This is a genomic window from Pseudoalteromonas sp. SCSIO 43101 (assembly GCF_023650775.1).
Classification (GTDB): domain Bacteria; phylum Pseudomonadota; class Gammaproteobacteria; order Enterobacterales; family Alteromonadaceae; genus Pseudoalteromonas; species Pseudoalteromonas apostichopi.
In genome coordinates this window covers 225173-250000 of record NZ_CP072673.1, presented here as the reverse complement: position 1 = coordinate 250000, position 24828 = coordinate 225173, and the positions used below count along the sequence as shown (strand labels likewise).

The 24828-nt window shown below is 42.7% G+C and carries 34 protein-coding genes (1 of these 34 running past the window's edge); 11 read left to right on the top strand and 23 right to left on the bottom strand.

Annotated elements, in window-relative coordinates; all coding sequences use genetic code 11:
- From J8Z25_RS01235 to J8Z25_RS01155, 17 genes are all read right to left on the bottom strand, one after another.
- On the bottom strand, positions 1-2 hold a 2-nt sliver of the coding sequence (locus J8Z25_RS01235) for a DNA-directed RNA polymerase subunit alpha (protein ID WP_130049939.1). It extends 985 nt beyond the left edge of the window; only 2 of the gene's 987 nt are visible here; only part of the start codon is in view: it crosses the left edge, with 2 bases visible at positions 1-2; its stop codon lies beyond the left edge, outside the window.
- Between the two features lie 24 nt (positions 3-26).
- Positions 27-647, bottom strand: a complete 621-nt coding sequence (gene rpsD, locus J8Z25_RS01230; RefSeq protein WP_036974007.1) for a 30S ribosomal protein S4 — start codon at positions 645-647, stop codon at positions 27-29.
- A gap of 21 nt (positions 648-668) precedes the next feature.
- Entirely contained in the window at positions 669-1055 is a 387-nt protein-coding gene (gene rpsK / locus J8Z25_RS01225) for a 30S ribosomal protein S11 (RefSeq protein ID WP_036974009.1), read from the bottom strand.
- Positions 1056-1068: 13 nt separating this feature from the next.
- On the bottom strand, positions 1069-1425 hold the full coding sequence (gene rpsM / locus J8Z25_RS01220) for a 30S ribosomal protein S13 (protein WP_036974011.1): 357 nt from the start codon (positions 1423-1425) through the stop codon (positions 1069-1071).
- 128 nt (positions 1426-1553) lie between these two features.
- Positions 1554-1667: a 50S ribosomal protein L36 gene (gene rpmJ / locus J8Z25_RS01215; RefSeq protein ID WP_002959476.1), complete on the bottom strand. Its 114-nt coding sequence runs from the start codon at positions 1665-1667 to the stop codon at positions 1554-1556.
- 22 nt (positions 1668-1689) lie between these two features.
- Complete coding sequence (gene secY, locus J8Z25_RS01210) at positions 1690-3018, bottom strand: preprotein translocase subunit SecY (protein ID WP_036974013.1); 1329 nt, start codon at positions 3016-3018, stop codon at positions 1690-1692.
- 10 nt (positions 3019-3028) lie between these two features.
- Positions 3029-3463 carry a 50S ribosomal protein L15 gene (gene rplO, locus J8Z25_RS01205; protein ID WP_054554386.1) on the bottom strand — a complete coding sequence of 145 codons (435 nt, stop codon included), beginning with the start codon at positions 3461-3463 and terminating at the stop codon, positions 3029-3031.
- 4 nt (positions 3464-3467) lie between these two features.
- A complete protein-coding gene (gene rpmD / locus J8Z25_RS01200; RefSeq protein WP_016710201.1) occupies positions 3468-3650 on the bottom strand; it encodes a 50S ribosomal protein L30 in 183 nt (60 codons plus the stop codon).
- A gap of 3 nt (positions 3651-3653) precedes the next feature.
- On the bottom strand, positions 3654-4160 hold the full coding sequence (rpsE, locus tag J8Z25_RS01195; RefSeq protein ID WP_036974018.1) for a 30S ribosomal protein S5: 507 nt from the start codon (positions 4158-4160) through the stop codon (positions 3654-3656).
- Positions 4161-4169: 9 nt separating this feature from the next.
- On the bottom strand, positions 4170-4520 hold the full coding sequence (gene rplR, locus J8Z25_RS01190) for a 50S ribosomal protein L18 (protein ID WP_130049940.1): 351 nt from the start codon (positions 4518-4520) through the stop codon (positions 4170-4172).
- Between the two features lie 9 nt (positions 4521-4529).
- Positions 4530-5063 carry a 50S ribosomal protein L6 gene (gene rplF, locus J8Z25_RS01185; RefSeq protein WP_054554387.1) on the bottom strand — a complete coding sequence of 178 codons (534 nt, stop codon included), beginning with the start codon at positions 5061-5063 and terminating at the stop codon, positions 4530-4532.
- Between the two features lie 13 nt (positions 5064-5076).
- Positions 5077-5469, bottom strand: a complete 393-nt coding sequence (gene rpsH / locus J8Z25_RS01180) for a 30S ribosomal protein S8 (RefSeq protein ID WP_054554388.1) — start codon at positions 5467-5469, stop codon at positions 5077-5079.
- Between the two features lie 21 nt (positions 5470-5490).
- Positions 5491-5796 (bottom strand): 30S ribosomal protein S14, encoded by a 306-nt coding sequence (gene rpsN / locus J8Z25_RS01175; RefSeq protein ID WP_130049941.1) that lies wholly within the window; start codon positions 5794-5796, stop codon positions 5491-5493.
- A 10-nt stretch (positions 5797-5806) separates the two neighbouring features.
- A complete protein-coding gene (gene rplE, locus J8Z25_RS01170; RefSeq protein WP_054554390.1) occupies positions 5807-6346 on the bottom strand; it encodes a 50S ribosomal protein L5 in 540 nt (179 codons plus the stop codon).
- 16 nt (positions 6347-6362) lie between these two features.
- The gene (gene rplX, locus J8Z25_RS01165; protein ID WP_036974032.1) at positions 6363-6677 is read right to left on the bottom strand and encodes a 50S ribosomal protein L24; all 315 of its coding nucleotides are present in this window, start codon (positions 6675-6677) and stop codon (positions 6363-6365) included.
- Between the two features lie 10 nt (positions 6678-6687).
- Complete coding sequence (gene rplN / locus J8Z25_RS01160) at positions 6688-7056, bottom strand: 50S ribosomal protein L14 (RefSeq protein WP_010378257.1); 369 nt, start codon at positions 7054-7056, stop codon at positions 6688-6690.
- A gap of 274 nt (positions 7057-7330) precedes the next feature.
- Positions 7331-9274 (bottom strand): AsmA family protein, encoded by a 1944-nt coding sequence (locus tag J8Z25_RS01155; protein ID WP_250661544.1) that lies wholly within the window; start codon positions 9272-9274, stop codon positions 7331-7333.
- A gap of 244 nt (positions 9275-9518) precedes the next feature.
- Between J8Z25_RS01155 and J8Z25_RS01150 the strand changes: the two genes are divergently transcribed.
- From J8Z25_RS01150 to J8Z25_RS01135, 4 genes are all read left to right on the top strand, one after another.
- Positions 9519-9938 (top strand): hypothetical protein, encoded by a 420-nt coding sequence (locus J8Z25_RS01150; RefSeq protein ID WP_130049943.1) that lies wholly within the window; start codon positions 9519-9521, stop codon positions 9936-9938.
- An 8-nt stretch (positions 9939-9946) separates the two neighbouring features.
- Positions 9947-10147 (top strand): helix-turn-helix transcriptional regulator, encoded by a 201-nt coding sequence (locus tag J8Z25_RS01145; RefSeq protein ID WP_130049944.1) that lies wholly within the window; start codon positions 9947-9949, stop codon positions 10145-10147.
- 145 nt (positions 10148-10292) lie between these two features.
- The gene (locus tag J8Z25_RS01140) at positions 10293-11459 is read left to right on the top strand and encodes a hypothetical protein (RefSeq protein ID WP_130049945.1); all 1167 of its coding nucleotides are present in this window, start codon (positions 10293-10295) and stop codon (positions 11457-11459) included.
- Positions 11460-11746: 287 nt separating this feature from the next.
- The gene (locus tag J8Z25_RS01135; protein ID WP_130049946.1) at positions 11747-12424 is read left to right on the top strand and encodes a TorF family putative porin; all 678 of its coding nucleotides are present in this window, start codon (positions 11747-11749) and stop codon (positions 12422-12424) included.
- Positions 12425-12487: 63 nt separating this feature from the next.
- Here the strand turns inward: J8Z25_RS01135 and J8Z25_RS01130 are convergent, their stop codons facing one another.
- Entirely contained in the window at positions 12488-13381 is an 894-nt protein-coding gene (locus J8Z25_RS01130) for an aldo/keto reductase (protein WP_130052211.1), read from the bottom strand.
- Between the two features lie 170 nt (positions 13382-13551).
- Between J8Z25_RS01130 and J8Z25_RS01125 the strand changes: the two genes are divergently transcribed.
- Genes J8Z25_RS01125 through J8Z25_RS01110 form a run of 4 tightly spaced genes read left to right on the top strand, consistent with a single transcriptional unit; the run spans position 13552 to position 17415 of the window.
- Entirely contained in the window at positions 13552-14262 is a 711-nt protein-coding gene (locus J8Z25_RS01125) for a YIP1 family protein (RefSeq protein WP_058586182.1), read from the top strand.
- 48 nt (positions 14263-14310) lie between these two features.
- On the top strand, positions 14311-15477 hold the full coding sequence (locus J8Z25_RS01120; RefSeq protein ID WP_239977099.1) for an efflux RND transporter periplasmic adaptor subunit: 1167 nt from the start codon (positions 14311-14313) through the stop codon (positions 15475-15477).
- A complete protein-coding gene (locus J8Z25_RS01115) occupies positions 15477-16184 on the top strand; it encodes an ABC transporter ATP-binding protein (protein ID WP_063702351.1) in 708 nt (235 codons plus the stop codon). The genes J8Z25_RS01120 and J8Z25_RS01115 overlap by 1 nt, the downstream gene beginning before the upstream one ends.
- Positions 16177-17415, top strand: coding sequence for an ABC transporter permease (locus tag J8Z25_RS01110; RefSeq protein WP_130049949.1), 1239 nt, complete (start codon positions 16177-16179; stop codon positions 17413-17415). The genes J8Z25_RS01115 and J8Z25_RS01110 overlap by 8 nt, the downstream gene beginning before the upstream one ends.
- Here the strand turns inward: J8Z25_RS01110 and J8Z25_RS01105 are convergent, their stop codons facing one another.
- Both J8Z25_RS01105 and J8Z25_RS01100 read right to left on the bottom strand, forming a co-directional pair.
- Positions 17416-17739, bottom strand: a complete 324-nt coding sequence (locus J8Z25_RS01105; protein ID WP_130049950.1) for a Bor/Iss family lipoprotein — start codon at positions 17737-17739, stop codon at positions 17416-17418.
- Positions 17736-18050 (bottom strand): Bor family protein, encoded by a 315-nt coding sequence (locus tag J8Z25_RS01100; protein ID WP_054554401.1) that lies wholly within the window; start codon positions 18048-18050, stop codon positions 17736-17738. The genes J8Z25_RS01105 and J8Z25_RS01100 overlap by 4 nt, the downstream gene beginning before the upstream one ends.
- 174 nt (positions 18051-18224) lie before the next feature.
- Here J8Z25_RS01100 and J8Z25_RS01095 point away from each other — a divergent pair, with 174 nt between their 5' ends.
- From J8Z25_RS01095 to J8Z25_RS01085, 3 genes are read left to right on the top strand one after another with little or no spacing between them, the layout of a single operon-like run.
- Positions 18225-19079 (top strand): endonuclease/exonuclease/phosphatase family protein, encoded by an 855-nt coding sequence (locus J8Z25_RS01095; RefSeq protein WP_167659172.1) that lies wholly within the window; start codon positions 18225-18227, stop codon positions 19077-19079.
- 8 nt (positions 19080-19087) lie between these two features.
- The gene (locus J8Z25_RS01090; protein WP_250661543.1) at positions 19088-19450 is read left to right on the top strand and encodes a DUF5329 family protein; all 363 of its coding nucleotides are present in this window, start codon (positions 19088-19090) and stop codon (positions 19448-19450) included.
- Positions 19451-19478: 28 nt separating this feature from the next.
- Positions 19479-20156: a nitroreductase family protein gene (locus J8Z25_RS01085; RefSeq protein WP_054554404.1), complete on the top strand. Its 678-nt coding sequence runs from the start codon at positions 19479-19481 to the stop codon at positions 20154-20156.
- On the opposite strand, the gene J8Z25_RS01080 is transcribed toward J8Z25_RS01085, so the two are convergent.
- From J8Z25_RS01080 to J8Z25_RS01070, 3 genes are read right to left on the bottom strand one after another with little or no spacing between them, the layout of a single operon-like run.
- A complete protein-coding gene (locus tag J8Z25_RS01080) occupies positions 20149-21210 on the bottom strand; it encodes an efflux RND transporter periplasmic adaptor subunit (RefSeq protein WP_239977100.1) in 1062 nt (353 codons plus the stop codon). The two genes, J8Z25_RS01085 and J8Z25_RS01080, sit on opposite strands and share 8 nt — an antisense overlap.
- On the bottom strand, positions 21200-24487 hold the full coding sequence (locus tag J8Z25_RS01075) for an efflux RND transporter permease subunit (protein WP_250661542.1): 3288 nt from the start codon (positions 24485-24487) through the stop codon (positions 21200-21202). The genes J8Z25_RS01080 and J8Z25_RS01075 overlap by 11 nt, the downstream gene beginning before the upstream one ends.
- Positions 24488-24490: 3 nt before the next feature.
- Complete coding sequence (locus J8Z25_RS01070) at positions 24491-24796, bottom strand: ArsR/SmtB family transcription factor (RefSeq protein ID WP_130049957.1); 306 nt, start codon at positions 24794-24796, stop codon at positions 24491-24493.
- Positions 24797-24828 lie beyond the last annotated feature (32 nt).

Below are 24828 nucleotides of genomic sequence, written 5' to 3'. Positions count from 1 at the left end.
ATTTTATCCTCTCTTAACTCTTAACTTTACTTAGAGTAAAGTTCGACGATTAGTTGTTCGTTAATGTCCGCAGACAGATCTGAACGCTCAGGTAGGCGCTTGAAGCTGCCTTCCATTTTCTTACCGTCAACTTCAACCCAAGTCGGCTTTTCACGTTGCTCAGCCAACTCTAGAGCAGCGATGATACGTGCTTGTGTTTTCGACTTCTCACGAATTACAACAGTATCTTCTGGAGTAATTACGTATGAAGGGATATTCACTACACGACCATTAACTAAAATCGCTTTGTGGCTTACTAACTGACGTGCTTCAGCGCGTGTGCTAGCAAAACCCATGCGATATACAACATTGTCTAAACGTTGCTCTAAAAGCTGTAACAAGTTTTCACCTGTATTACCTTTAAGGCGAGCAGCTTCTTTGTAGTAGTTACGGAATTGCTTTTCTAGTACACCGTAGATACGACGAACTTTTTGCTTTTCACGTAGCTGTAAACCGTAATCAGATAAGCGACCTTTACGAGCGCCGTGCTGACCAGGTGCAGTCTCAAGTTTACACTTAGAGTCGATAGCTCTTACGCCGCTCTTAAGGAACAGGTCAGTACCTTCACGACGACTCAGCTTGAGCTTAGGGCCCAAATATCTTGCCATGTTATTTCTCCTAACCTATTGTTAAACGCGACGTTTCTTCGGTGGACGACAACCATTATGAGGGATTGGCGTCACGTCAGTGATGTTGGTGATACGGTAACCAGCAGCATTCAAAGCACGTACAGCAGATTCACGACCTGGACCTGGACCTTTGATGAAAACTTCTAGATTTTTTAAACCGTATTCTTGAGCAGCAGTACCTGCACGCTCTGCAGCAACCTGAGCCGCGAATGGAGTAGATTTACGTGAACCACGGAAACCTGAACCACCTGCTGTTGCCCAAGATAGTGCATTACCTTGACGGTCGGTAATTGTTACAATAGTGTTGTTGAAAGAAGCATGAACGTGAGCCATACCATCAGCAACTTGCTTTTTAACCTTCTTACGACGAATTGGTGCTTTAGCCATAATCTACCCCACCTTATTTCTTGATAGGCTTGCGAGGACCCTTACGAGTACGCGCGTTAGTCTTAGTACGTTGACCACGTAGTGGTAACGAACGACGGTGACGTAGGCCACGGAAACAACCAAGGTCCATAAGGCGCTTGATATTTAATGTAACTTCACGACGAAGGTCACCTTCTACAGTGTACTTGCCAACTGCTTCACGCAATACGTCAAGTGTTTCGTCTGAAAGTTCACCGATTTTTGTGGTCTCGGCGATACCAGTCGCTGCTAAGATAGCCTTAGAGCGAGTCTTACCTATGCCATAAATAGCAGTTAAACCGATAACTGCATGTTTATGATCAGGGACGTTAATGCCAGCGATACGGGCCACTAACACATCTCCTATATTTGAATTTGGTAATCATCTGTTTGAAAAGCCCGTAAGGATACTCAAACGAAGACCAAATCACAACTAAAAACACAGGCCGAGTAAATAACTCAGCCTGCACGACTGTTTAATTAGCCTTGCCTTTGCTTGTGCTTAGGCTCACTGCAAATTACGCGTACTACACCAGCACGTTTAATAACTTTACAGTTACGGCATATTTTCTTAACGGAAGCACGTACTTTCATTGCTCAACTCCGTAAAATGACCTTATCGACCGTAGCCTTTAAGGTTTGCTTTTTTCAGCACAGAATCATACTGATGTGACATCAGATGCGTCTGTACTTGTGCCATAAAGTCCATGATTACAACAACGATAATCAAAATTGATGTACCGCCGAAATAGAATGGCGTTTGCCATGCCATAGTCATGAATTCGGGCACCAGACAGATAAAGGTTATATACAAAGCACCTGCCAATGTCAGGCGTGTCATCACTTTATCAATGTATTTAGATGTCTGCTCACCTGGACGAATACCTGGGATAAATGCGCCAGATTTTTTCAGGTTATCTGCTGTTTCACGCGGGTTAAATACCAACGCGGTGTAGAAAAAGCAGAAGAAGATAATAGCCGCAGCTAAAACCATCGCATATAAAGGTTGACCTGGAGTCAACGTTGTAGCGATTGCTTGTAGCACATCAGCGACCGGACCTTCACCCTGGCCGAACCAGCTTGCAATTGTACCAGGGAACAGAATTATACTGCTAGCAAAGATTGGTGGAATAACACCCGCCATGTTTACTTTCAGTGGTAAGTGCGTGCTTTGAGCAGCAAATACCTGACGACCTTGTTGACGCTTCGCATAGTTAACGACGATACGACGTTGACCACGCTCAAAGAATACAACTAGGTAAGTAACAGCGAATACGATTACAGCAATCAATAACAGTACAAGTACATTCAGATCACCTTGGCGCGCCATTTCGGCTGTCGAACCAATAGCAGACGGCAGGTTAGCTACGATACCAACAAAAATCAGAACAGAAATACCGTTACCGATACCACGTTCTGTAATTTGCTCGCCCAACCACATTAGGAACATAGTACCAGTTACTAAACTCACTACAGCAGTGAAGTAGAAACCGATACCAGGGTTAACAACTAACCCGTCCATCATGCCCGGTAAGCTTGTAGCAATACCGATTGATTGGATAGTAGCAAGCACAAGCGTGCCGTAGCGTGTGTACTGGCTAATTTTCTTACGCCCTTGCTCACCTTCTTTCTTAAGCTCTATAAACGGCGGATACATATGCGTTAATAGTTGCGTAATAATCGAAGCCGAGATGTACGGCATAATACCCAGTGCTAACACTGAAGCGCGCTCAAGCGCACCACCGCTGAACATGTTAAACATTTCAACAATGGTGCCCTTTTGTTGCTCGAAGAAATCGGCAAGTACAGCGGCGTCAATCCCAGGGATCGGCACGAATGAACCTAGACGGTAAATAATGATAGCACCTAATACAAATAGTAATCGACGCTTCAATTCCGAAAGCCCACTTTGTGCACTTTTCATATCTTGACCTGGTTTAGCCATTAGTACTTCCTTAGTCTTCTACCTTGCCTCCGGCAGCTTCGATAGCTTCGCGAGCACCTTTAGTCACTTTAAGACCTTTAACGGTAACTGCGCGTGAAACTTCGCCAGATTTAACTACTTTAACGAACTGGATGTTCTTTTTAACTAGACCAGCTGCTTGTAACGCGTTTACGTCTACTACATCGCCTTCAACTTTAGCGATTTCAAAAAGGTTAACTTCAGTAGATACTAATGATTTACGTGAAGTGAAACCAAATTTAGGTAGACGACGTTGCATAGGCATTTGACCGCCTTCGAAACCAACGCGAACTTTACCGCCAGAACGTGATTTTTGGCCTTTATGACCACGGCCACCAGTCTTACCAAGACCAGAACCAATACCACGACCTAGACGTTTCTTTTCAGTTTTTGCACCAGCAGCAGGTGAAAGTGTATTCAAATGCATCGAATTAACCCTCAACCTTTACCATGTAAGAAACTTGGTTAATCATACCACGCACACATGCTGTGTCTTCTAACTCAACAGTGTGATTGATACGACGTAGACCAAGACCACGTAATGTAGCTTTATGCTTCGGTAAACGACCGATAGAGCTCTTTACTTGTGTTACTTTTACAGTTTTATTAGCCATGGTTTACCCCGTGATTTCGTCAACGCTAAGACCACGTTTAGCAGCGATTGACTCTGGAGAATTCATGTTCTCTAGAGCAGCAATCGTTGCACGAACGATGTTGATCGGGTTAGTTGAACCGTATGCTTTTGACAATACGTTCTGTACACCAGTTACTTCTAGTACTGCACGCATCGCACCACCGGCGATGATACCTGTACCTTCAGAAGCAGGCTGCATGTATACTTTAGAACCCGCGTGGCGACCCTTGATTGGGTGCTGTAGCGTGTTACCGTTAAGGTCTACACTGATCATGTTGCGACGTGCTTTTTCCATTGCTTTTTGAATAGCAGCTGGAACTTCACGTGCTTTACCATAACCAAAACCTACTTTACCTGCGCCGTCACCAACTACTGTTAGTGCAGTAAAGCTAAAGATACGACCACCTTTAACTACTTTAGACACACGGTTTACCGCGATTAGCTTTTCAGCCAAATCAGGCTGTTGTTGCTTTGCTTCTACGTTAGCCATTGTCTACTCCTAGAATTGCAGACCGGCTTCACGCGCTGCATCAGCAAGCGCCTTCACACGGCCGTGATATTTAAAGCCACTGCGATCAAAAGCAATCTTTTCGATGCCTTTGTCAGCTGCACGTTCAGCAACCGCTTTACCAACTGCTTGAGCAGCTGCAACGTTACCTGTGCCTTTAACTGTTTCGCTAATTGCTTTTTCAACAGTAGAAGCAGCAGCCAGTACATTACCCTCAGCAGTAACTACTTGAGCGTAAATGTGACGTGGCGTGCGGTGGATAACAAGACGCGTTGTGCCTTGTTCAATATAATTTCTACGAGTGCGTTTAGCACGACGTAGACGAGCTGTTTTTTTATCCATCGTCTTACCTTACTTCTTCTTAGCCTCTTTACGGCGTACATTCTCGTCCGCGTAACGAACACCTTTACCTTTATAAGGCTCAGGTTTACGGTATGCACGGATGTTAGCAGCTGTTTGACCAACTAACTGCTTGTCTACGCCCTTAACTAGAACTTCTGTTTGGCTTGGTGTTTCAATCGTAATACCTTCTGGTACTTCGAAATTCACTGGGTGTGAGAAACCAAGAGTTAAGTCTAATACTTTGCCCTTAGCTGCTGCACGGTAACCAACACCTACTAACTGAAGTTTCTTCTCGTAACCTTCATGCGTACCAACAACCATGTTGTTGATTAGAGCGCGAGCAGTACCTGCTTGTGCCCATGCATTAGCTACGCCTTCACGAGGTAAAGTTGTAATAACGTTGTCGTTAACTTGTACTTCAACAGCGTCGTTGATAGTACGAGTTAATTCACCGTTTTTGCCTTTAACTGTGATGTCCTGGCCTTTTAATGTAACTTCTACACCGGCAGGAACATTGATTGGTGCCTTTGCTATGCGAGACATAGTTCCCCTCCGATTAAGCTACAAAGCCAATGATCTCACCACCAACGCCGGCACTACGTGCTGCGCGGTCTGTCATTAGGCCTTTAGAAGTTGATACGATAGCGATACCAAGACCACCCATTACCTTTGGTAATTCGTCACGTTTCTTATAGATACGTAGACCAGGGCGGCTAACACGCTGGATATTTTCAATAACAGCTTTGCCTTCGAAATATTTTAAATCGATAGAAAGCTCAGGCTTCGCTTCACCGCTTACAGCGTAATCTGCGATATAACCTTCATCTTTTAATACTTTAGCTACTGCTACTTTCAGTTTTGAAGTTGGCATCGTTACTGATACTTTCTTCGCTGACTGACCGTTACGGATACGTGTAAACAAATCCGCAATAGGATCTTGCAAGCTCATAGTCTTACTCCCGTGATACTATTACCAGCTAGCCTTTTTAAGGCCAGGAATTTCACCGCGCATAGCTGCTTCGCGAACTTTGATACGGCTCATGCCGAATTTGCGAAGGTAACCATGTGGGCGGCCCGTAACGTTACAACGATTACGTTGACGTGAAGAGCTAGAATCACGTGGTAAAGCTTGTAGCTTTAATACCGCGTCCCAACGATCATCGTCAGATGTATTTACATCACTGATGATAGCTTTTAGTGCCGCACGCTTTTCAGCATACTGAGCAACTAATTTAGTGCGCTTTGCTTCGCGCGCTTTCATAGAATTCTTTGCCATAACCCTACCCTTATTTCTTGAATGGGAAGTTAAACGCTTCTAACAACGCACGGCCTTCATCATCTGTTTTCGCAGAAGTAGTGATTGTGATATCCATACCGCGAACACGGTCTACTTTATCATAATCAATTTCTGGGAAGATGATTTGCTCACGTACGCCCATGCTGTAGTTACCACGTCCATCAAAAGACTTAGCACTTACACCACGGAAGTCACGGATACGCGGGATAGCGATTGAAACCAAACGCTCAAAAAAGTCCCACATACGCTCGCCACGTAGGGTTACTTTACAACCAATTGGGTAACCTTCACGCACTTTGAAGCCTGCAACTGATTTGCGTGCTTTAGTGATTAGAGGTTTCTGACCAGAGATTGCTTCTAGATCCGCAACAGCGTTATCTAAGATCTTCTTGTCAGCTAGAGCTTCGCCCACACCCATGTTTAATGTGATCTTTTCGATCTGAGGGACTTGCATGACAGAGCTGAAACCAAACTTCTCTTGAAGTTCAGCGACTACTTTGTCTTTATATACTTCATGCAGTTTCGCCATCATTCTACTCCAACTATTAGATAGTTTTACCAGTAGATTTAAAGATACGTAATTTCTTACCATCTTCAATCTTGAAACCTACACGATCTGCTTTACCCGTTTCCGAGTTGTAGATCGCAACGTTTGATACGTCGATAGACGCTTCTTTCTCAACAATACCGCCAGCTTGGTTCAACTGTGGAACCGGCTTTTGGTGCTTCTTGATTAAGTTGATGCCTTCGACAAATACTCGACCAGACTCAGTAACAACTGAAAGCACTTTACCGCGCTTACCTTTGTCTTTACCGGCTAGTACGATTACTTCGTCATCACGACGGATTTTTGCTGCCATGATAGACTCCTTATAGTACTTCTGGTGCTAGTGAAACGATTTTCATGAACTTTTCAGTACGAAGTTCACGAGTCACAGGGCCGAAGATACGAGTACCAATTGGCTGTAAGTTATCATTTAAGATAACAGCCGCATTGCTATCGAAACGGATCAAAGAACCGTCCGGACGACGAACGCCTTTTTTAGTACGCACAACTACCGCGTTTTTAACATCACCTTTCTTCACTTTACCGCGAGGAATAGCTTCTTTTACAGAAACTTTGATGATATCGCCAACCGCTGCATAGCGACGGTGCGAACCGCCAAGGACTTTAATACACTGCACTTTGCGAGCGCCGCTGTTATCAGCAACGTCCAGCTGAGTTTGCATTTGGATCATGTTAATGACCTCCGGTGTAGAAATTACAACACGCCTTAATTCTGTTTAAAATCAAGACATTTCGGTTAAATTCCACTCAAAAAACAAGCAAGTTGTCTCTTAAGGGCGGGCAATTGTAGCAGCAATGACAAGGAAGTGGTAGGTTATTTTTTAATTAATTTGGAATTAATCGTGCTGCTTGCATTAAGGAATTACAGCGACTTGCTGGTTTGTTATTGATTATAAAACAAACAGGGCGCTAATGCGCCCTGTTTTTGACTTTAATTAAATTTTATTAATTTCCAAATAGACCTTTTAATTTGTCTTTTATTTTATCTTTGGCTTTTTCTTTCACTTCTTCTTTAGCAGCCTCACTCACATCTAAGCTATAACCTACATCATGGAATGGGCCTTTTATACGCAGAGGAATTTTAAACCCAGTGCTGTCATCTGTCGTACCCTGCCCTTCGATTGAATCAACAATCCCCGTCACTAAACGGTAGTCTACAGTGGTCATTGGTAAATCAATCTTACCTGAGCCGGTAATACGAATAAGCGGGCTTAATAGAGATAAGTCTGTATTTTCACCAATACCATTTGTGAATACAAAACTACCTTTAAGTGCTGAGAAGTCTGTCTGTTGTGAGTTATCAAAGCCAGTATCTAAACCTTCTGATACTGCACTTAAGTTACCTTTTATAAGCTCTTTTGCTTTACGAACCATCTCTGCAATGTTGGCTCCTTTCACTGCACCATCTGCAAACTCAAAGCCCACCTTGCCGTTAAGGGCATTAATAAAGCTTTTTTGACTTTGACCTGTGGTCGTTAGATCCCAGTTTAAAGAGCCTTTACCCATTAACTTATCGAAACCGGCCGCATCAGTAAGTAATGGCTGTGCATCGATTTTATCTAAAGAAAAGTTAGTGCTAATTTTATAAGGTGTTTGCTTAGCGTTAACGGTGATTACACCTTTGCCATTACCTTCGTATGCAACAAACTTATCTAAGCTGATGTTAGCTACTGCATTTTTAAGGTTCACTGTTAACTGGTTTTCGCCAAGTGTAATATCATTTGCTTTTAAACCACTTGAACGCACAACAACATTTGCATCAAGTGCATTTAGGCCGCTCATATCAATTGTTGTATCATCCCAAACAATTGGCTGCGCTGGCGCATCTGAGGCTGGTTCTGCTTGCTCTTCTTTAGCTACCCCCTCAGGTAAGTAAGGGTTTAAATCAAGCATGCCTAAATCAATATCGGCATTTACAACTAAACGGTCGCCAAGCTTAATATCGCTTTTACCTTTAATTTGTAGCTCATCTAGGGTGGCAAGTAGCTCAGCTAGTTTAAACTGCTCACCTTTTAAATGCATTGAACCTTTTACATTAAACGCATTGAAAGCATTCTCTTTAGCATTAAGCTCAACACCCTGCCAATTCGCAATGTTTTTAACTGAGTCACCACTGACAGATAGAAGCCCTTGCACATCATTACCCATTTCTGCAATTGACCCTTTGAAATTCAAGTCGATCAAGCGTGAATCAACCTCAGTGCTGACATTAAAGGTTTCGCCCTCAATCGCTTTTACGGGTGTATCTAGCGTTACATCCAAATCAAAACGCTCACCCATATAGGTAATACCGCCTTTTAACTCAAGGGTTTTACGAAGAGAAGGTAATAAAATGGCTAACTCTAAATCACTTATCTGTTGTTTTGCCCCAGTTTTACCGTCTAGATAAGTAAAGGTACCACCATAAATTGCCACTTCGCCAAGCTCAATATCAAAGTTATCTGGTAAGTTAACGGCACCAGAACTCTTTTGCTGATCAGTCTGTGGTTGCTCTGCAACCGCATCAAATAGCTGCCAGTTTGCTTTACCATTTTTATCGGTTTCTAACAAAATCGTTGGTTCGTTAATAACAAATTTATCTAGCTTAAACTCACCGCCAAATAACGACATCCAAGGAATACGGATAGCAAGTTGCTGCATACTTGCCATATTTTTTTGCGAACCAGTTTGCATATTGGCAAAGTTTACATCATTCAGTTCTAGCTTTAATGATGGAAATACCGACAGCTTTTTATCGCCATTAATAGTCAGACTACGACCTGTGGTTTGTTCTACTTGCTCCGATACTTTATTAAATATCGCGTCTGTAGGAATGAGGAATGGTGCTGCGACTACTAATGCAATTAGTAATAAGAAAATGACACCAACAACTTTCAGTAAGGTTTTCATAATCATCCTTAAAAATGGGCAAACAATGTTCATATCATAGCGGGAGTTAGGCGCAAATGCATTGCCCAACCCACAAAAAGGTTTGTAAACAAGCTTAGGTATAAGAACATGAATCAGCGCTGAAATATTTTGATACCTTTAGGTTACAAATAAATCTTGACCGAATGATACCCTAGGGTTACATTGATACCTAGAGGTTACATTGATACCTAGAGGTTACATTTAAATCAAAAAGGAAAAGATTATGTCTAAGCAAGATATACAAACGGAAGAAAAGTTTATGAGCCATAACGCATGGTTTTCAATATTCATGGGAATTACGTTATTAATCATTAGTGTTTACCCAATGCTTAAGCAAACATCAGCACCTTTACTGTTTATCGGCGCTGCCGCTTTTTTAGGTTCATTTTTTATGTTTGTGATTAGAGGTGGGTTTACATGGAAACTTGGGTATCGCCTTATGTATACCGATGAATTTTTAAAGACAATTGATACCATCGCTTATAAACATGTGGTTCTTGGATTACTTTTTAGCATGGGGGTTATTTTTTTATTGTCTGATGACCTTGCTTTAAATGTATCTCATAGCATGATGGCCACATTTTACCTCGCTCAAATGTGTTTAGTATACGGCGTATCAATTCTTTGGCAGAGTAGAGACTAGGTATAATAGTGGAAAATAATATCGCTAAATTCCGTAAAGAGAAGGGTTTATCGCAGCAAGAACTCGCTGATGCCATTGCAGTATCACGTAAAACCATTAGCACAGTTGAAACAGGCCGCTTTATACCTTCGGTTATTATCGCGTTAAAAATTGCAACCCACTTTGAACTTACCGTTGAGCAATTATTTACACTTGATGATAATGATTAATTAATCAAGTCAATCGCAATCTTGCTCTATCAGTAAGATTGCATCATTTCATTACTTCGGTATGATGCACGACCCTGTTGTTTTTGCACCCTGTGTACTAAAATCAAACAACCTAATTTGGTCAAAACTGGAGTATCGATTAAGCATGAAGAAACTGCTTATTTCACCGTCAAAAATGGCGCTTGGCGAGCAAGAAAGTCAAATTTATCAAAACATCCTCAAGCAGGCCTCTGATATCAGCTTAAACCTAATGGCAGTTAAAGTAGAAAACCACCCTGAAGACTTTTTAGGCTGGTGCTATGAGCTATTAAGTGCAAGCCGCGATCGCATTAACTACGATCTATTAGAAGATAAGCAATTACCGACACTTAAGAAACTTCATGACTTATTAATTTCTGCCATCAGCTTTTTGCAATTAAAAACCTTAAGAGTTGCACCATGGCCAGTTATCGCAGGCTTCATCGAACAGCATAAAGAGCTTGTGGCACTTGATGAGCAACTACGTTTAGCTAATTACATTGCAGCGATTAAATCACAATCATTAAAAGAGATGATCCCTGAAGACCGTTTAGCGTTTTCAGGTAAACACAGTGCGTCGCTTGATCCAAGCAGCTATAACTTCGATGTTGAATGGTTTGCTTCTACGAAGAACGCAAAAGGCTTTCACCAAATGTTGAGTGATTTGCCTGGTGCATTCGATGAAGCCTTAGCGCACATTCCACTTGAAGGCGAAATAACCCAAGAGCATTATCAACACTTTATGGTTGCATACTTGATGGCATTTAATGGTAGCGATGAAAAGCCAACGCTTGCTCCTGCAACTCGCTTACTTGCGATGCGCCGACCTGATGTGTTTACACCAATCGTAAATAGTAAACTTGATGCCCTTTGTGGGGCACTAGGTATTACCAAATTAAATAACCGTGATTTTGAGCGCTACTGGCAAGATATTGTAGAAGCAATCCATAATATGCCTTGGTTCAAAATGGCTAGCGCCGCAAATGAACTTGAGCAATCTTTAGTTGAAATTAAAGCCCTATTACCTAGCTTCTTTTATTATGCAGATAAAAGTACCGCCGATAACTCAAACTATATTAAGTTGTTAAACAAACCTAAGAGTACCACGAGCTCAGCAGGTAAAAAGACCGTACGCCGTGGCAAAGAATCAGCTGAGATACTGGTAGACCGTGCATTAGCAAGTGATGATATCCCTGAACATATCAAAGCAAAGCGCGATTCAATCATCAGTGAAGTTGAAAAAGGCCGAAGTGTTGAAGAGACTATTAGTCTGATGCGAGCGATTTTCGGCTAAGTCACTCTCAAATAAGAGAAACCCGGGTGCTTCGCAATTGTGCAACCGGGTTATTTTTTGCACCACACAAGTGCGCATGAACAATTCAAATATCCACTATTTTTTCAATTAAGCCATCTTAGAAGTCTGTTTTTAAAGCATTTAAGCATAAAATAGCCCATTCAAAATGAACTTGGCACAACCAGTGCAACATCGTATCCAGACAACACATAATAAATGTCCTCGAATAATAACCAGACTGCAATCTGAAATGGGACAAAATCAACATAACAACAGGATACAGAAACATGCTAAAACTAAAAAAAACGGTCGCAGCAAGCGCTCTTGCGCTATTAACTTTGAGCTCGACATATAGTTATGCAGAAGTCACAGCAAACGCTGCGGCAACGTCAAATTACTTATGGCGTGGTCAAGAGCAAACTGGCGGTGATGCTGCAATCCAAGGTGGTATCGACTACGCAAGTGAATCTGGCTTTTATGCGGGTACTTGGGTATCGAATGCTAGCTGGGCTGACGACATGACGTACGAGCTAGACCTTTATGCTGGTTTTGGCGGTGAAATCAATGAAACCTTTAGCTACGATGTTGGCTACATTTATTATGCATACCCAGATGCAGCATCTTACACAGATGCAGATTTCTCAGAAATCTACGGTAGCATTAGCATGGGTAGCTTCACCTTTGGTGCAGCAGTACTAGCAACATCAGCAGCTAGCGGTGACGGTACAGACTTTGGTGATTCACTTTATTTAAATGCTGACTACAGCTTCCCAGTTGGCAGTACCGGTGCAGAAATGGCCCTTCATTTAGGTCATTACTCAGGGGATTTCATTGGTGATGATGACATCATCGACTACGGCGTTTCAGTGTCGAAAGACGGCTTTACTTTCGGTCTTTCAGACAATGACATCGATGGTTCAGATGTAAAAGTGTACGTCGCTTACGCGGTTGACTTCACTTTATAAAGAATGTGTTACTTGCTGCAACACGAAGGGCCGTAAGGCCCTTTTCTCGTTTAGGGCTATTCGTTAAGGCACACTATGACCAGTTGAGCCTTGCCAAATGCGATACCATTGTTCACGGCTCATAGAGAACTGCTTAGCTTCAACCGCTGATTTAACACGCTCAATATTACCCGTACCAAGTACCACAGACGGTGCACTCGGGTGCATTAACAACCAAGCATAAACAACTTGATCAATGCCTGTGGCACCAATTTCAGCACCAACCTGCTCTAGCACTGCACGTAAACGCACTGCTTTTTCATCATCACTTGAGAATAAACGCCCCCCTGCCAATGGTGACCAAAGCATAGGTTTGATATCGAGCAATTGGCATTGATCTAAGCTGCCATCATCAAGGGCTTTCATTTCGTAAGGTGAAAACTCAATTTGATTAGTTACAAGCTCAAAGTCTAAACGCGACTGTAACAAGCTAAGTTGTGATGGCGTAAAGTTAGATACACCAAAGTCAATCACATCACCATTTGCTTTTAGGGTATTAAATGCTTGTGCCATTTCATCGGCATTCATCAAGTAATCAGGGCGATGAATAAGTAATACATCTAAACGATCAGTGTTGAAGTTTTTTAGTGACTGCTGTGCTGAGGCAATAATATGCGCGGCACTTGAATCATAGTGGTTTGCTTTGCCTTGTAATCCTAGGCTTGCAAACGCAGGCTTAATACCACATTTAGTGATGATTTTGATTTCATCACGAATACTTGGTTTTAGTTTAAGTGCTTTACCAAATTCAGCTTCACAACCGTATTCACCGTAGATGTCAGCATGATCGGTATGTGAAACTCCCATATCGATTGCATTTTCTAAAAAACTTAAGCATTGCTGGGGCGTTACCTGCCAATCTAACAAGCGCCAGAATCCTAATACCAACTCATCAATACAACGACCATTGCTATTCACCATAACGACCTACTTTTCCTAATAAGTTCGATTCAAATTAATCCTTTAACCATATCACAGATTTACTAATCACAGCTGTTAACATACAGTTACAAAACAAATTGCTAATTTGTTACTAAACAGGATATTTTAGTACCTAAAAACAAATGTTATAAAACAAGGAATAAAAAATGAAATCATCAAATGTAATGACCGCATTGGTTGATATTTTTATCAGCCCGAGTAAAGCCTTTAATGGTTTAAAAGAAGCAAAAGGTTGGTCTTTTGTTGCCTTTATTTTACTTGCCGGCATTCTCGCCGCCAGCATGTTTGCTTTTTATAATAAAGCTGACCCGCAATTTTTAATCGATCAACAAGTGGCAGCCGCCAGTGTTGATGCCACTATTGCTGAGCAAAAAATGATTCGCCAAAGCATGGAGCAAACCATAGATATGCAGGTTTGGTTTGCCATCTTTGGTGGCATCATTGGTTTGGCTGTTATTAATGCTCTGATGGCAGGCTACTACTTATTTGTATCTAAGCAAGACCCAGAAGCTAACTATGGTTATGGTGCTTGGTATGGCTTTGGTGTGTGGACCATGATGCCAATGATTATATCAAGCCTCGGTTTGCTCATTTTAGTATTAACTGCAAGTACCGACCAAATTTCACAGACATTATTTAACTATGCTTCGATTAACCAACTTTTAATTGGCTTAGAAATTGGCCATCCATTCTACACCTTATTGGAGAGCCTAAATATCTTTTCTATTTGGGGCATTTTCATCGCAGCTATAGGTTTGAAGAGCTGGACCAATTTCACTTTCAATAAAGCGCTACTGTTTGCAGCCCTGCCAAGTATTGTTATTTACGGTATTTGGACTGTAATCGCTCTCGTTTAATTCTGCTTTGAGCGGCGATATGCCGCTCTTAACTACCAAGGAAGTAACATGAAAAAAGCCATTATTATTGGCCTCGCTGTTACAGCATTTGTCGCTTTACTAGTATCAAAACAAGTCACAGGCAATAAAGATGCACCAGAAATGCATATTGCAGAAGTTGCACAAGGCAATATTGCCGATTCAATTTTAGCCTCTGGCAACCTAGTCTTTAACACCCAAGTGCAGCTGCGCTCTGAAGTGACTGGCCGCGTAGCGAAAGTGTTTGTCGAAGAAGGAGAAAGTGTCACTGAGGGCGATATTCTTATGCGTCTAGATACTACAGCGTTTGAATCTGAAGTTGCACGCAACAAAGCCGTGCTTCGCGCTACTGAAATTGATATTAAGCACAGCGAAACCCGACTGAAAAATATCGAACGCCAGCTAAGCCGCCAAAAAGAGCTTTATGAAGTTGGCCTAGCTGGCCAAGAAGTGTATGAAAACCTACAAAATGCCCGCGATTTAGCGAAAATAGATATTGAAGCAAAACGTGAAGCTTACAACCAAGCCCAAGCGTCATTACTCATTGCTGAAGACCGTTTAAATAAAAGTGTATTTCGCGCACCAATGAGTGGGCTACTTGCATCGGTAAATATTAAAGAAGGTGAAACCGTAATTGCCGGAACAACCAACATTATTGGCTCAGATCTGATGCTAGTAGCAGATCCAAGCGCTATTTTAGCCGAACTTCGCGTGGACGAAACCGATATTGCTGGTATAAAACTAGACCAACATGCAGATATCTATGCCGCCGCTTACCCAAACCAACCTTTTACTGGCAAAGTAATAAACATTGGTACTTCAGCAAAAAACCAAGCCGGTTCACAAGGGTTATCATTTAAAGTCAAAGTACTACTTGATGCCACTGACCGCCAACTATATGCCGGTATGAGTTGCCGTGCTGAAATTGCGACAAGTATTGCCGAAAACGGCTTAAAACTCCCCATTGAAGCAATTCAAAAAGAGGATGATAGCTACTTTGTTTGGAAGCTTAACGCAGATAATACAGTAACTAAAACAACTGTAACGGTAGGCATTTCTTCAGATATCGAACAAGCACTAACCAGCGGTGTTGCAAAGGGGGATCGTATTGTTATCGGCCCAGCCAGACCTCTCAGCTCACTAAAAGAGGGTGATACGGTAGCCGTTAAAAACAGCCCTGAAAAAGGTGCTAGCTAATGTCGGCGGTGATAAAACTCAGTAATATCAATAAGCAATATAAAATGGGCGAACAAGTTTTCAAAGCCCTTGATGATATCAATATTGAAATTGCTCAAAATGAGTATGTTGCCATTATTGGCCCTTCGGGTTCAGGTAAATCAACACTAATGAACTTGCTTGGCTGTTTAGATACCCCTACAAGTGGTGACTACTATTTAAAAGATAAGCTGGTAAAGCGAATGACCGAAACTGAGCTTGCTCATCAGCGTAATGAAAGTGTTGGCTTTATTTTTCAAAGTTTCAATTTATTACCGCGAGCTTCAGCCCTAGAAAATGTTATGCAGCCACTTGTGTATCGATTTATCTCTGCCAAAGAGCGAAAGCAGCAAGCGCTCGAATCATTACAGCGGGTTGGTCTTGGCGATAAGGTAAATCACCTTTCGAGCCAGCTTTCTGGTGGGCAACGTCAACGTGTCGCGATTGCTCGTGCACTTGTTACTAAACCGCATATTTTACTTGGTGATGAGCCTACAGGTAACTTAGATAGTAAAACCACCACTGAGATCATGGCACTGTTTGATGAGCTTCATAACGAAGGGCACACCATTATTTTGGTTACTCACGAACAAGATATTGCTGATCACTGCCAACGTGTTATTCGTTTAGTTGATGGCAAGGTTGTCAGTGATACCCGTAAAGGCGAAGGAGCAAGGCAACATGTTTAAATCTGCTATCGCTGTTATGGAAGGCACTAAAGCCGCACTCATGGCAATTAAAGCAAACGCGATGCGTAGTGCCCTTACCTGCTTAGGTATTATCATTGGTGTTGCAGCGGTTGTGACCGTAGTGGCAGTAATGCAAGGTTTCACTAAGCAAATTAATGATCAACTTGCCGACATGTCTCCTGATGTGACCAATATAAAACCTTACACTAGCGTAGAAAAAGAAATGGTAGGCCAACAAGCAAAGCTAACCTACAGCGACTTTTTAACCCTAAAAGCACGCGTTAAAGAAGCCGAAACCTTTACTGCGCTGATGTTTACTTGGCGCTTTTCTGGTGCAGCAGAGTACGGCAATAAAAGTCATGCTTCACGGGTAATGGGTACCGAGCAAGACTACCAAAAAGCTTACCGCACCTACCCTGAACTCGGCCGGTTTATTCGCGCAGAAGATGATGAAAAACGCCGTCGAGTGGCGTTTATCGGCCCTTCAATTATCGAAAAGCTTAACCTGCCTGAAAACCCTGTAGGTGAATATATCAAACTCGGTGGTGAGTGGTTTCGCATTATTGGTGTTGCTGAAAAACAAGGTAGCTTATTAGGTTTTGACCAAGACGATTACATTAATATTCCAATAAGTACCATGAGTGCGCTAGAAGGCGGCAGTGTTGATACTAATGTGCAAATGATGTTTCGTTTAAAAGACGATGCTAACGAAACGCAAGTACTGGGTAAAATTCGCCGTATCTTACGTCAATTACATAAACTAAAAGACGGCGAAGATGACGACTTTGAGTTTGAAACCGCCGAAAAAGCCCGTGCTAATATCGATAAATTTACCGGAAGTGCAACCGCAATTACCGCGGGGATAGTCGGTATCAGTCTGGTGGTTGGGGGTATCGGTGTGATGAATATCATGCTGGTTTCGGTAACAGAACGCACTCGAGTGATCGGCACTTTAAAAGCACTAGGGGCAACACCTGGCTTTATTATGCTGCAATTTTTAGTTGAAGCGGTGGTGCTATCACTTTTTGGTGGCTTAATTGGTTTAGCGATAGGGTATGGTGCCGCGGCACTGATTTCGTTATCAGTGCCGAGCATGCCAGATGCCTACATACCGGGTTGGGCGATTATGCTGTCATTTGGCTTTACGTCATTGATTGGTATTGTGTTTGGCTTAGCGCCCGCTATTAAAGCGGCACGCTTAAACCCAATTGATGCACTGCGTTATGAATAACTAGTCTGGCTTATAAGGTACTTGAGCACAGCTTATTTCAACTGTTTTCGGGTACCAAATAGGCCCAACTTGGTTTACTGCAATTTCAGCAAGACCATTGGTGAACGACTTATAAGTGTGAACGGTTTGCCACTCAGAGTCAGGGCATTGTTCAGATAAGTCGACAGGCTTTGAACCTTCGTAAAGCGCCGCGGCAAAGTTATGATGCCACTGCTCTGTTGCAGGCGCTTTATTGCCTTGCGCTGCACTGCCATTATCGAAGTAGATATTTGTGCAACCACTTAAGGTTGCAACTAACACCGCTGTTATTAGTAAGCTTTTCATAGTTGTTGCTCCTGTGCTTGTTGCTCACACCATACTTTTACTGTGTGAGGAGCATAAATTCCAAGTGTAACTAGTCCTAATGCGCCATCAGCGAATGTTTGTTGTGATTGCATTTGGGCAACTTTTTTATCTTGGCAAATAGCCTTTACATCAACGCGCTCTTCACCAACGAGGCCCCACAAAAAGAATGGACGGCTATCTTGGTAATCGGCTTTAGTGGCTAATTTATTGGTTGTTTTTTCTGGCACTATGGTGACTGATGAACACGCTGTCACCGATAAGGCAAGCAGCATACAGGCCATTTGTTTCATGAGTAGTTCCTTTGTCTGAGTTGTTAAGCTCAGTAAGTATAAGAATATGAGTACTCATTTTGGGTAAGAAAGCGTATAGAAATTGTAGGAAATACTACAGTTTCTAACATTTAGCCTTTGAACTAAACTGGGCTAACAACGACTAACTCTCAAGGAAAGTAATTAAAGGTCATTATGACGGCATATCTGCGTATATTTTTATTACTTGTGTGTTTGAGCGCGCTGTCTTGGTATAGCTTTTCAAGCGATCCTAGCTCTGATGAGCAGCAAGGTATAACCAAAACTGCCGTGAACCTTGTTAATTGCCAACAGCAGTTAGCACAAAGTCGCATGCAAACTTACGCAGCGCATTACATTTTGCCCTATCAGTTCAAGTTATTGAGTTGGAATATCTACAAAGCACAAATAGATGGCTTACTCACAGATTTACAAAACCTAAATGACGATGCTGATATTGTGTTACTTCAAGAAGCTATCGAAGAACCAGCTCTTACAAAGCTCAAACCATATTGGCGTTTTGCTAAAGGCTATAAGAGTGGCAGTGTGCAATCTGGAGTTATGACACTCAGCCGTTGGCCCGCCACTGTGCATTGCACACTCACTCACAAAGAGCCTTGGCTACGTAGCCCAAAAGCCACCAATATTGTGGAGTATGCGCTGCCTGAACAACAGTTATTACTGAGTATTAACCTGCATGCCATTAACTTTACGGTTGGTGTAAGTGACTTTAAACAACAGCTAGACGATGCCGCCGCCATTATGCGAACGCATAAAGGACCTATCGTATTTGCCGGTGATCTCAATACCTGGAGTGATGAGCGCCAAGCCTTATTGCAGCAAACGTTGACCCAACTAGGCCTACACGAGGCTATCTATTTAGATGATAAACGCACCAAAACATTTGGATTAGCACTTGACCAAATATGGGTGCGAGGTGTCAAAATAGAAACAACTATAGTGCCTGAGCTTGCAAGCTCAGATCATAATCCAATAATTGCAACCTTAACCATAGAGCAAAAAGAACAGTGAAAATAACAATGAAAAGATATTGGTTTATCGCATTAATGTTCTTGAGCATTAGTCAATTCTGTATTGCAGCCACTCCAGAGCAAGAAATTAATCACTTAATTGATTTTGTCGCTAAAAGCGATGCCGTATTTATACGCAATGACACAGAACACTCAAGCCAAGATGCTGCCGAGCACCTCGCTATGAAATATCGAAAAGCGACCCGCTATGCAAATACCGCCGACAAGTTTATCGAAAACCTAGCGAGCAAAAGCTCTTGGAGCGGTAAGCCCTATAAAGTAAGACTCAGCAATGGATCGTTACTCAATGCAAAAGATTGGTTGAGCAATGAATTAGAAGAGTACCGTCGAAACCAATATATTCATAATTAAATCATCAACACACAAGAAGCGAAAAGCCATGCAAGAACACAAAAACCAACCACTCAATGACTTTATTGAATACCCTCATGACGAAATGCTTAAACGCGCCGAAGAGTTTTTAGCCGTTAGTCAGCGTCGCCATAGTATTCGCAGCTTTAGCGACCGCCCTGTGCCAAAAGAAATAATCGAAACTTGTATTAAAGCGGCAGGCACTGCACCAAGTGGTGCCAATCATCAACCTTGGCACTTTGTGGCAATACACAGTAGCGATGTGAAAAAACAAATTCGTGAAGCAGCCGAAAAGCTAGAGCGCTCATTTTATGAAGGCCGAGCTGGTGAAGAATGGTTAGATGCTTTAAAACCACTTGGCACAGATGCCAGTAAGCCCTACCTTGAGCATGCACCTTGGCTAATTGCCGTGTTTAGTCAAAAGAAAGGCGGTATTTCTGCCGATGACAAAAATACCAATTACTATGTTCATGAATCTGTTGGCCTAGCAACCGGCTTTTTAATTCAAGCACTACACAGAGCAGGCCTTGCTACCCTCACGCATACACCAAAGCCAATGAGCTTTTTAACCGAAATTTGTGGCCGCGATAAAGATAATGAGCGCCCTTACATGCTGCTCATTGCAGGCTACCCAGGCACAGATGCAACTATCCCTGAGCATGCCTTAGTGAAAAAGTCGCTGGACGAAATAGCGACCTTTATTTAGTTTTAAAATCAACAGCTAGCACATCACCTGGGTTTAAACCTGAAACGATGTGCTGCTGCCCATCAACCATTTCGCCAAGGCGTACATATCGACGCACTATCAGATTATTTTCAAGTAAATAGACCATACTCAATTGGCCATATTGATGCACCCAACTTGAGTCAATCAACACCCCTTTTTCAGTGGCGAGCGGTAATTGTAACTGCGCATAAAGCCCAGGCATTAGCCCAGTTTGCACATCTGTTTCTAAACGGATTTCCATACTGCGCGCAGCACTATCAGCAACGGGCACTATTTCTGTCACAGTGGCAGGCATTGACGTTGATAAAGCGGGTAATTTGACTGTCAGAGCTTGGCCAACATTCAATTTAATTGCTTGTTGTTCTCTGACATTAAACGCTAATTGCAATTGCTGTGGGTTATACAGTGCGAGTAATGGCGTACCAGGGGTTGCGGTATCGCCAGGTTCTGCAAAACGCTCAACCACAACACCTGAAATCGGCGCTTTAATTTGCGTAAAACTCAACGCGACTTGTGCTTGTGTTTGCTGTTGTTTAGCAATCGCTAGGTTCGCAGTTAAATTATCGAACCTTGCTTTAGCATCGTCGTATTCACTAACAGATACCAAGCCTTGTTTGTACAAATCGTTGATACGTTTAAGCTGTTTCTCTGCTTGAGTCAGCGATGCATTAATTGCGTTTATTTGTGCTTCGCTTTGTGCAAGCCCAGCTTTAAAGTCATCTTGCTGCAAGGTGATCAATACATCACCTTGTTTTACAGTATCGCCAGCGCGTACATTTAAACGCTCAACTTGTGCCATAACTCGCGATGAGATTTGCGTATTTTGTTTTGCAATCACGGTTCCTGGCACAACTTCATCACGAGCGATATCTGCCAGTGTCACTGTCACTAACTGACCATTGTAATCGTTTGCCGATGGGTTTTTCATGCCTGCAGCTTGCTTATCAGAAAAACTGCCCGCCATGTAAAGTACCGCCACAATGATCACAAATAACGCGATAATTGAACCAATAAGTTTTGATTTACCCTGCATGAGCTTGTTCCTCTATGGCTGCATCCTTTGCAAACACTAAATAATAAACCAGGGGCACAACAAATAATGAGAACAATGTTGATGCCACAATACCAAAAATAATTGCAATCGCTAGACCGCTAAATACCGGGTCTAGGGTGATCACTAAGTTACCTAATAAGGTAGTTCCTGCAGTCAGTAACACTGGACGCATACGCACTGTACCTGCGGCAATTAAAGCTTGTTTAATTGCCATACCTTGGCTACGAGCTTGATTAATAAATTCAACCAAAATAAGTGAGTTACGGACCACAATACCGGCAAGTGCGATCATGCCTATCATGGCTGTTGCAGTGAATAACACCGGCTCTGGAGCACCAGCAATGGTGCGCTCTCCAAATTGATTTAATAACCAAAAGCCCGGCATGATACCTATCACGGTTAATGGAATAGCCGACATGATGATCAGTGACAAACTGGCAGAATTTGTTTGAATTCGTAAGATGATGAAAATTGCAGTTAGCGCAAACGCAAAGGCAATGCCCATATCTCTAAATACATCAATGGTAATTCGCCATTCACCTTCTCCACTAAAGGTTACGTCAGTGCCAGCAGGTAATTGCCAAGCTTGGCTACCACCATTATTGAAAAAGTGCCTACTTTGCCAATCAGTTTGGCTAAATTCGTCAGCGCTGATACCTAAGTCGGCATTGACGTCAGCAATGATCTCAGCGGGTGTACGACCGTTTAGCTCAGCCATTACATACACAACATTACGCTGATCTTTACGCATAATTGGTTTAGCAACATCTTGATACTGAAACTCGCCTAATTCAGATAATGCCACCAGCGGACGCGGTGCACTTTGCAGCCCAAATTCGTCACTGGTTTTTGCGAGTTCTCTGTCACCGCGAACCTGCAATGCGAGCAATTGAGCAAATTGATTTCGGTCTTGATACGGCAGTTGCAGTTTAATATCAACAGGGTCTGTTTCGCCGCTAACATATAACACCCCAACATTTTGCCCATGCGAGGCAATGGCTAAGGTCTGGGCAATATCTTGCGTAGAGACCGCCGACAATGACGCTTTACTTTTATCGGTAACAAAACGTTGTAAGGGTGCATTGGCCGCAATACTGGTATCAACCTCAACCACATGCGGCTCTTGCTTTAACCTTGCCGCAACTGCAAGAGCTGCTTGATAGTGAGTGTCTGTATCAACAAATGGCTCACTGTAAACTTCAGCCACTAAGGTACTTAAAACAGGCGGGCCTGGTGGTACTTCAACCACTTTAATAACAATGCCATCGGTTGCCAGTGGTGCTAATGCTGCACGCAAGCGCATGACCACAGCATGAGATTGATGATCACGCTCAGTTTTATCAAGCAGTAATACTCTTAGCTCAGCAAGATTGGCGGCTTCGCGTCGATAATAACCACGTACCATACCATTAAAGTCCATACTCGATGGCTGGCCAAGGTAGGCTGCCACCTCGCTTACCTCATTTAATTTCCAAGTGACAGTTTGTACTTTTCGCGTGAAAGCTGCGGTTTGCTCAAGGCTCGTGCCCTCTGGCATATCGATTAAAACTTGCAACTCGTTTTTATTATCAAACGGTAGCAACTTTAAAGGCACAACACGCATGACGGGTAGCATGGCACTAGCGACAAACAGGCCTAATGTGGTCCATAGAACGAGTTTTGCACGGCCTTTAGACTCAAGTAATGGCGATAAGATGCGCTCATACAAACTATGCGGATTGGCTTCTAGTTGCATACTGTCATCAACGGGCGCTTTCAGCAGTTTCATGGCCAACCAAGGCGTTACAAAAAATGCCACAATGGTAGAAACCATCACACTGACTGGCACATTAAATGCCATAGGTGCCATATAAGGGCCCATCATGCCAGTAATAAACGCAAGCGGGATAAATGCCACCATAATAGTCAATGTTGACATAAACAACGCCACGCGTATTTCGCTCATAGCATCAACTATGCGTTGTTTTTTATCACCTTTTTGCGTTAAAAAACGACTTATGTTATCTATGCCTGTGATGGGATCATCAACCAATAAACCTAGAGAAAGTATTAATGCAAACAGCGTGACTCGGTTAATCGTATAACCAAAGGCAAAATCAAGTGTCAGGGTTATGCCGTAACAAATAGGCACAGCTAAACCAACCACAATTGCTGGTCGCCAGCCTAAAAATACGCCAACAAAAATAACCACGGTAAACACCGCAAATACTAAACTCGAGGTAAGATTATTTACTTTTTCGTTCGCTGTTTGGCCATAGTCTCGCAGTACGGTGTAGCCCACTTCATCTGGCAGCAAATTAGCCGATAAGCTGTCCATCATGCTGTGTACTTCATTGGCTACAGCTACCGCATTAGTGCCAGCTTGCTTAGCGACACTAATGGTAACTAAAGGAAGTTGTTGCTGGTTATCTGATTGAGCCAACCATTGATAGCTTTGTGCTTCGCTTGGACCATCACTCACCTCGGCCACATCACTTAGGTAAACACTCTTACCGTTAACCACGTTGACAACAAGGCGTTCTATCGCAGATTGAGAACGTAAAACATCACCCACTTGTAAGGCAATTTGCTGCTTACCTTCAACAACACTGCCCACATTAACTAATTGGTTAGATACGCTAAGCGCATAATACACATCGGTTAGGGTTGTTTGATGTGCAGCAAGCGCGCTTGCATCAAGGTTAATCGTTAATTGACGAGTTCTACCAGCAATCACTTTCACTTCGCTGGTGTTTTCGATGCGCTGTAAACTGTTAGCGATTTCGTTGGCAAAGCGGGTTAGTTGGTAATCATCGTAAAGTTTTGGATCTTTACTAAATAAGCCCAGCATCACAATGGGTACATCGTTCACTTCAACCGGGCGTATTTGCCATGAACTGATCACTGACGCCATCGTGTGTTGATAGCTATAGAGTTTAGCGTAAGTGTCGAGAATGGCTTGCTCACGGTCGTGACCAACTTCAAAGCGAAGAGTAACAACAGCAGCATTACTTTGTGTAGTCGAGTAAATATGCTCAACGCCCGTTAACTGCGCCAATAACTTCTCCAATGGTTCAGTTACCAGCCTGGCTACTTCTGGCGCTTCAACGTTTGGCGCTGCCACATATATATCAAGCATAGGAACCACAATTTGCGGCTCTTCTTCACGAGGGGTTTGCTTTAATGCCATTAAGCCAAGCAGCACCGACATAATAAAAATAATGACGGGGAGGCGACCGCTCAAGCTGTTTTTTACTGCATTATCGATAGCATTCATTGCTTAATTACCTTTGCAAAATAAGCCATGTAGGGTCGCTAAGATCGATACCACGTTTTTATCAACCACGCGATAATAGATAGTTTGGCTTTCACGTCGAGTCGAGACTATCTGCGCTTTTCTCAGCGCCGCTAAGTGTTGCGATAATGCTGACTGTGCCAACGGCACAGCTTCGTTTAATTCGCTCACGCTCATTTCACCATCTTGCAGCGAACATAAGATCATCAAGCGATTTTTATTCGCCAATATCTTTAGCATTTGCTCTGCTTGTTCCACATTGTCGGCCATAGCCGCAAAATCGATGTTCATAGTCACACTACTCTATATTCTTAAATACCGCT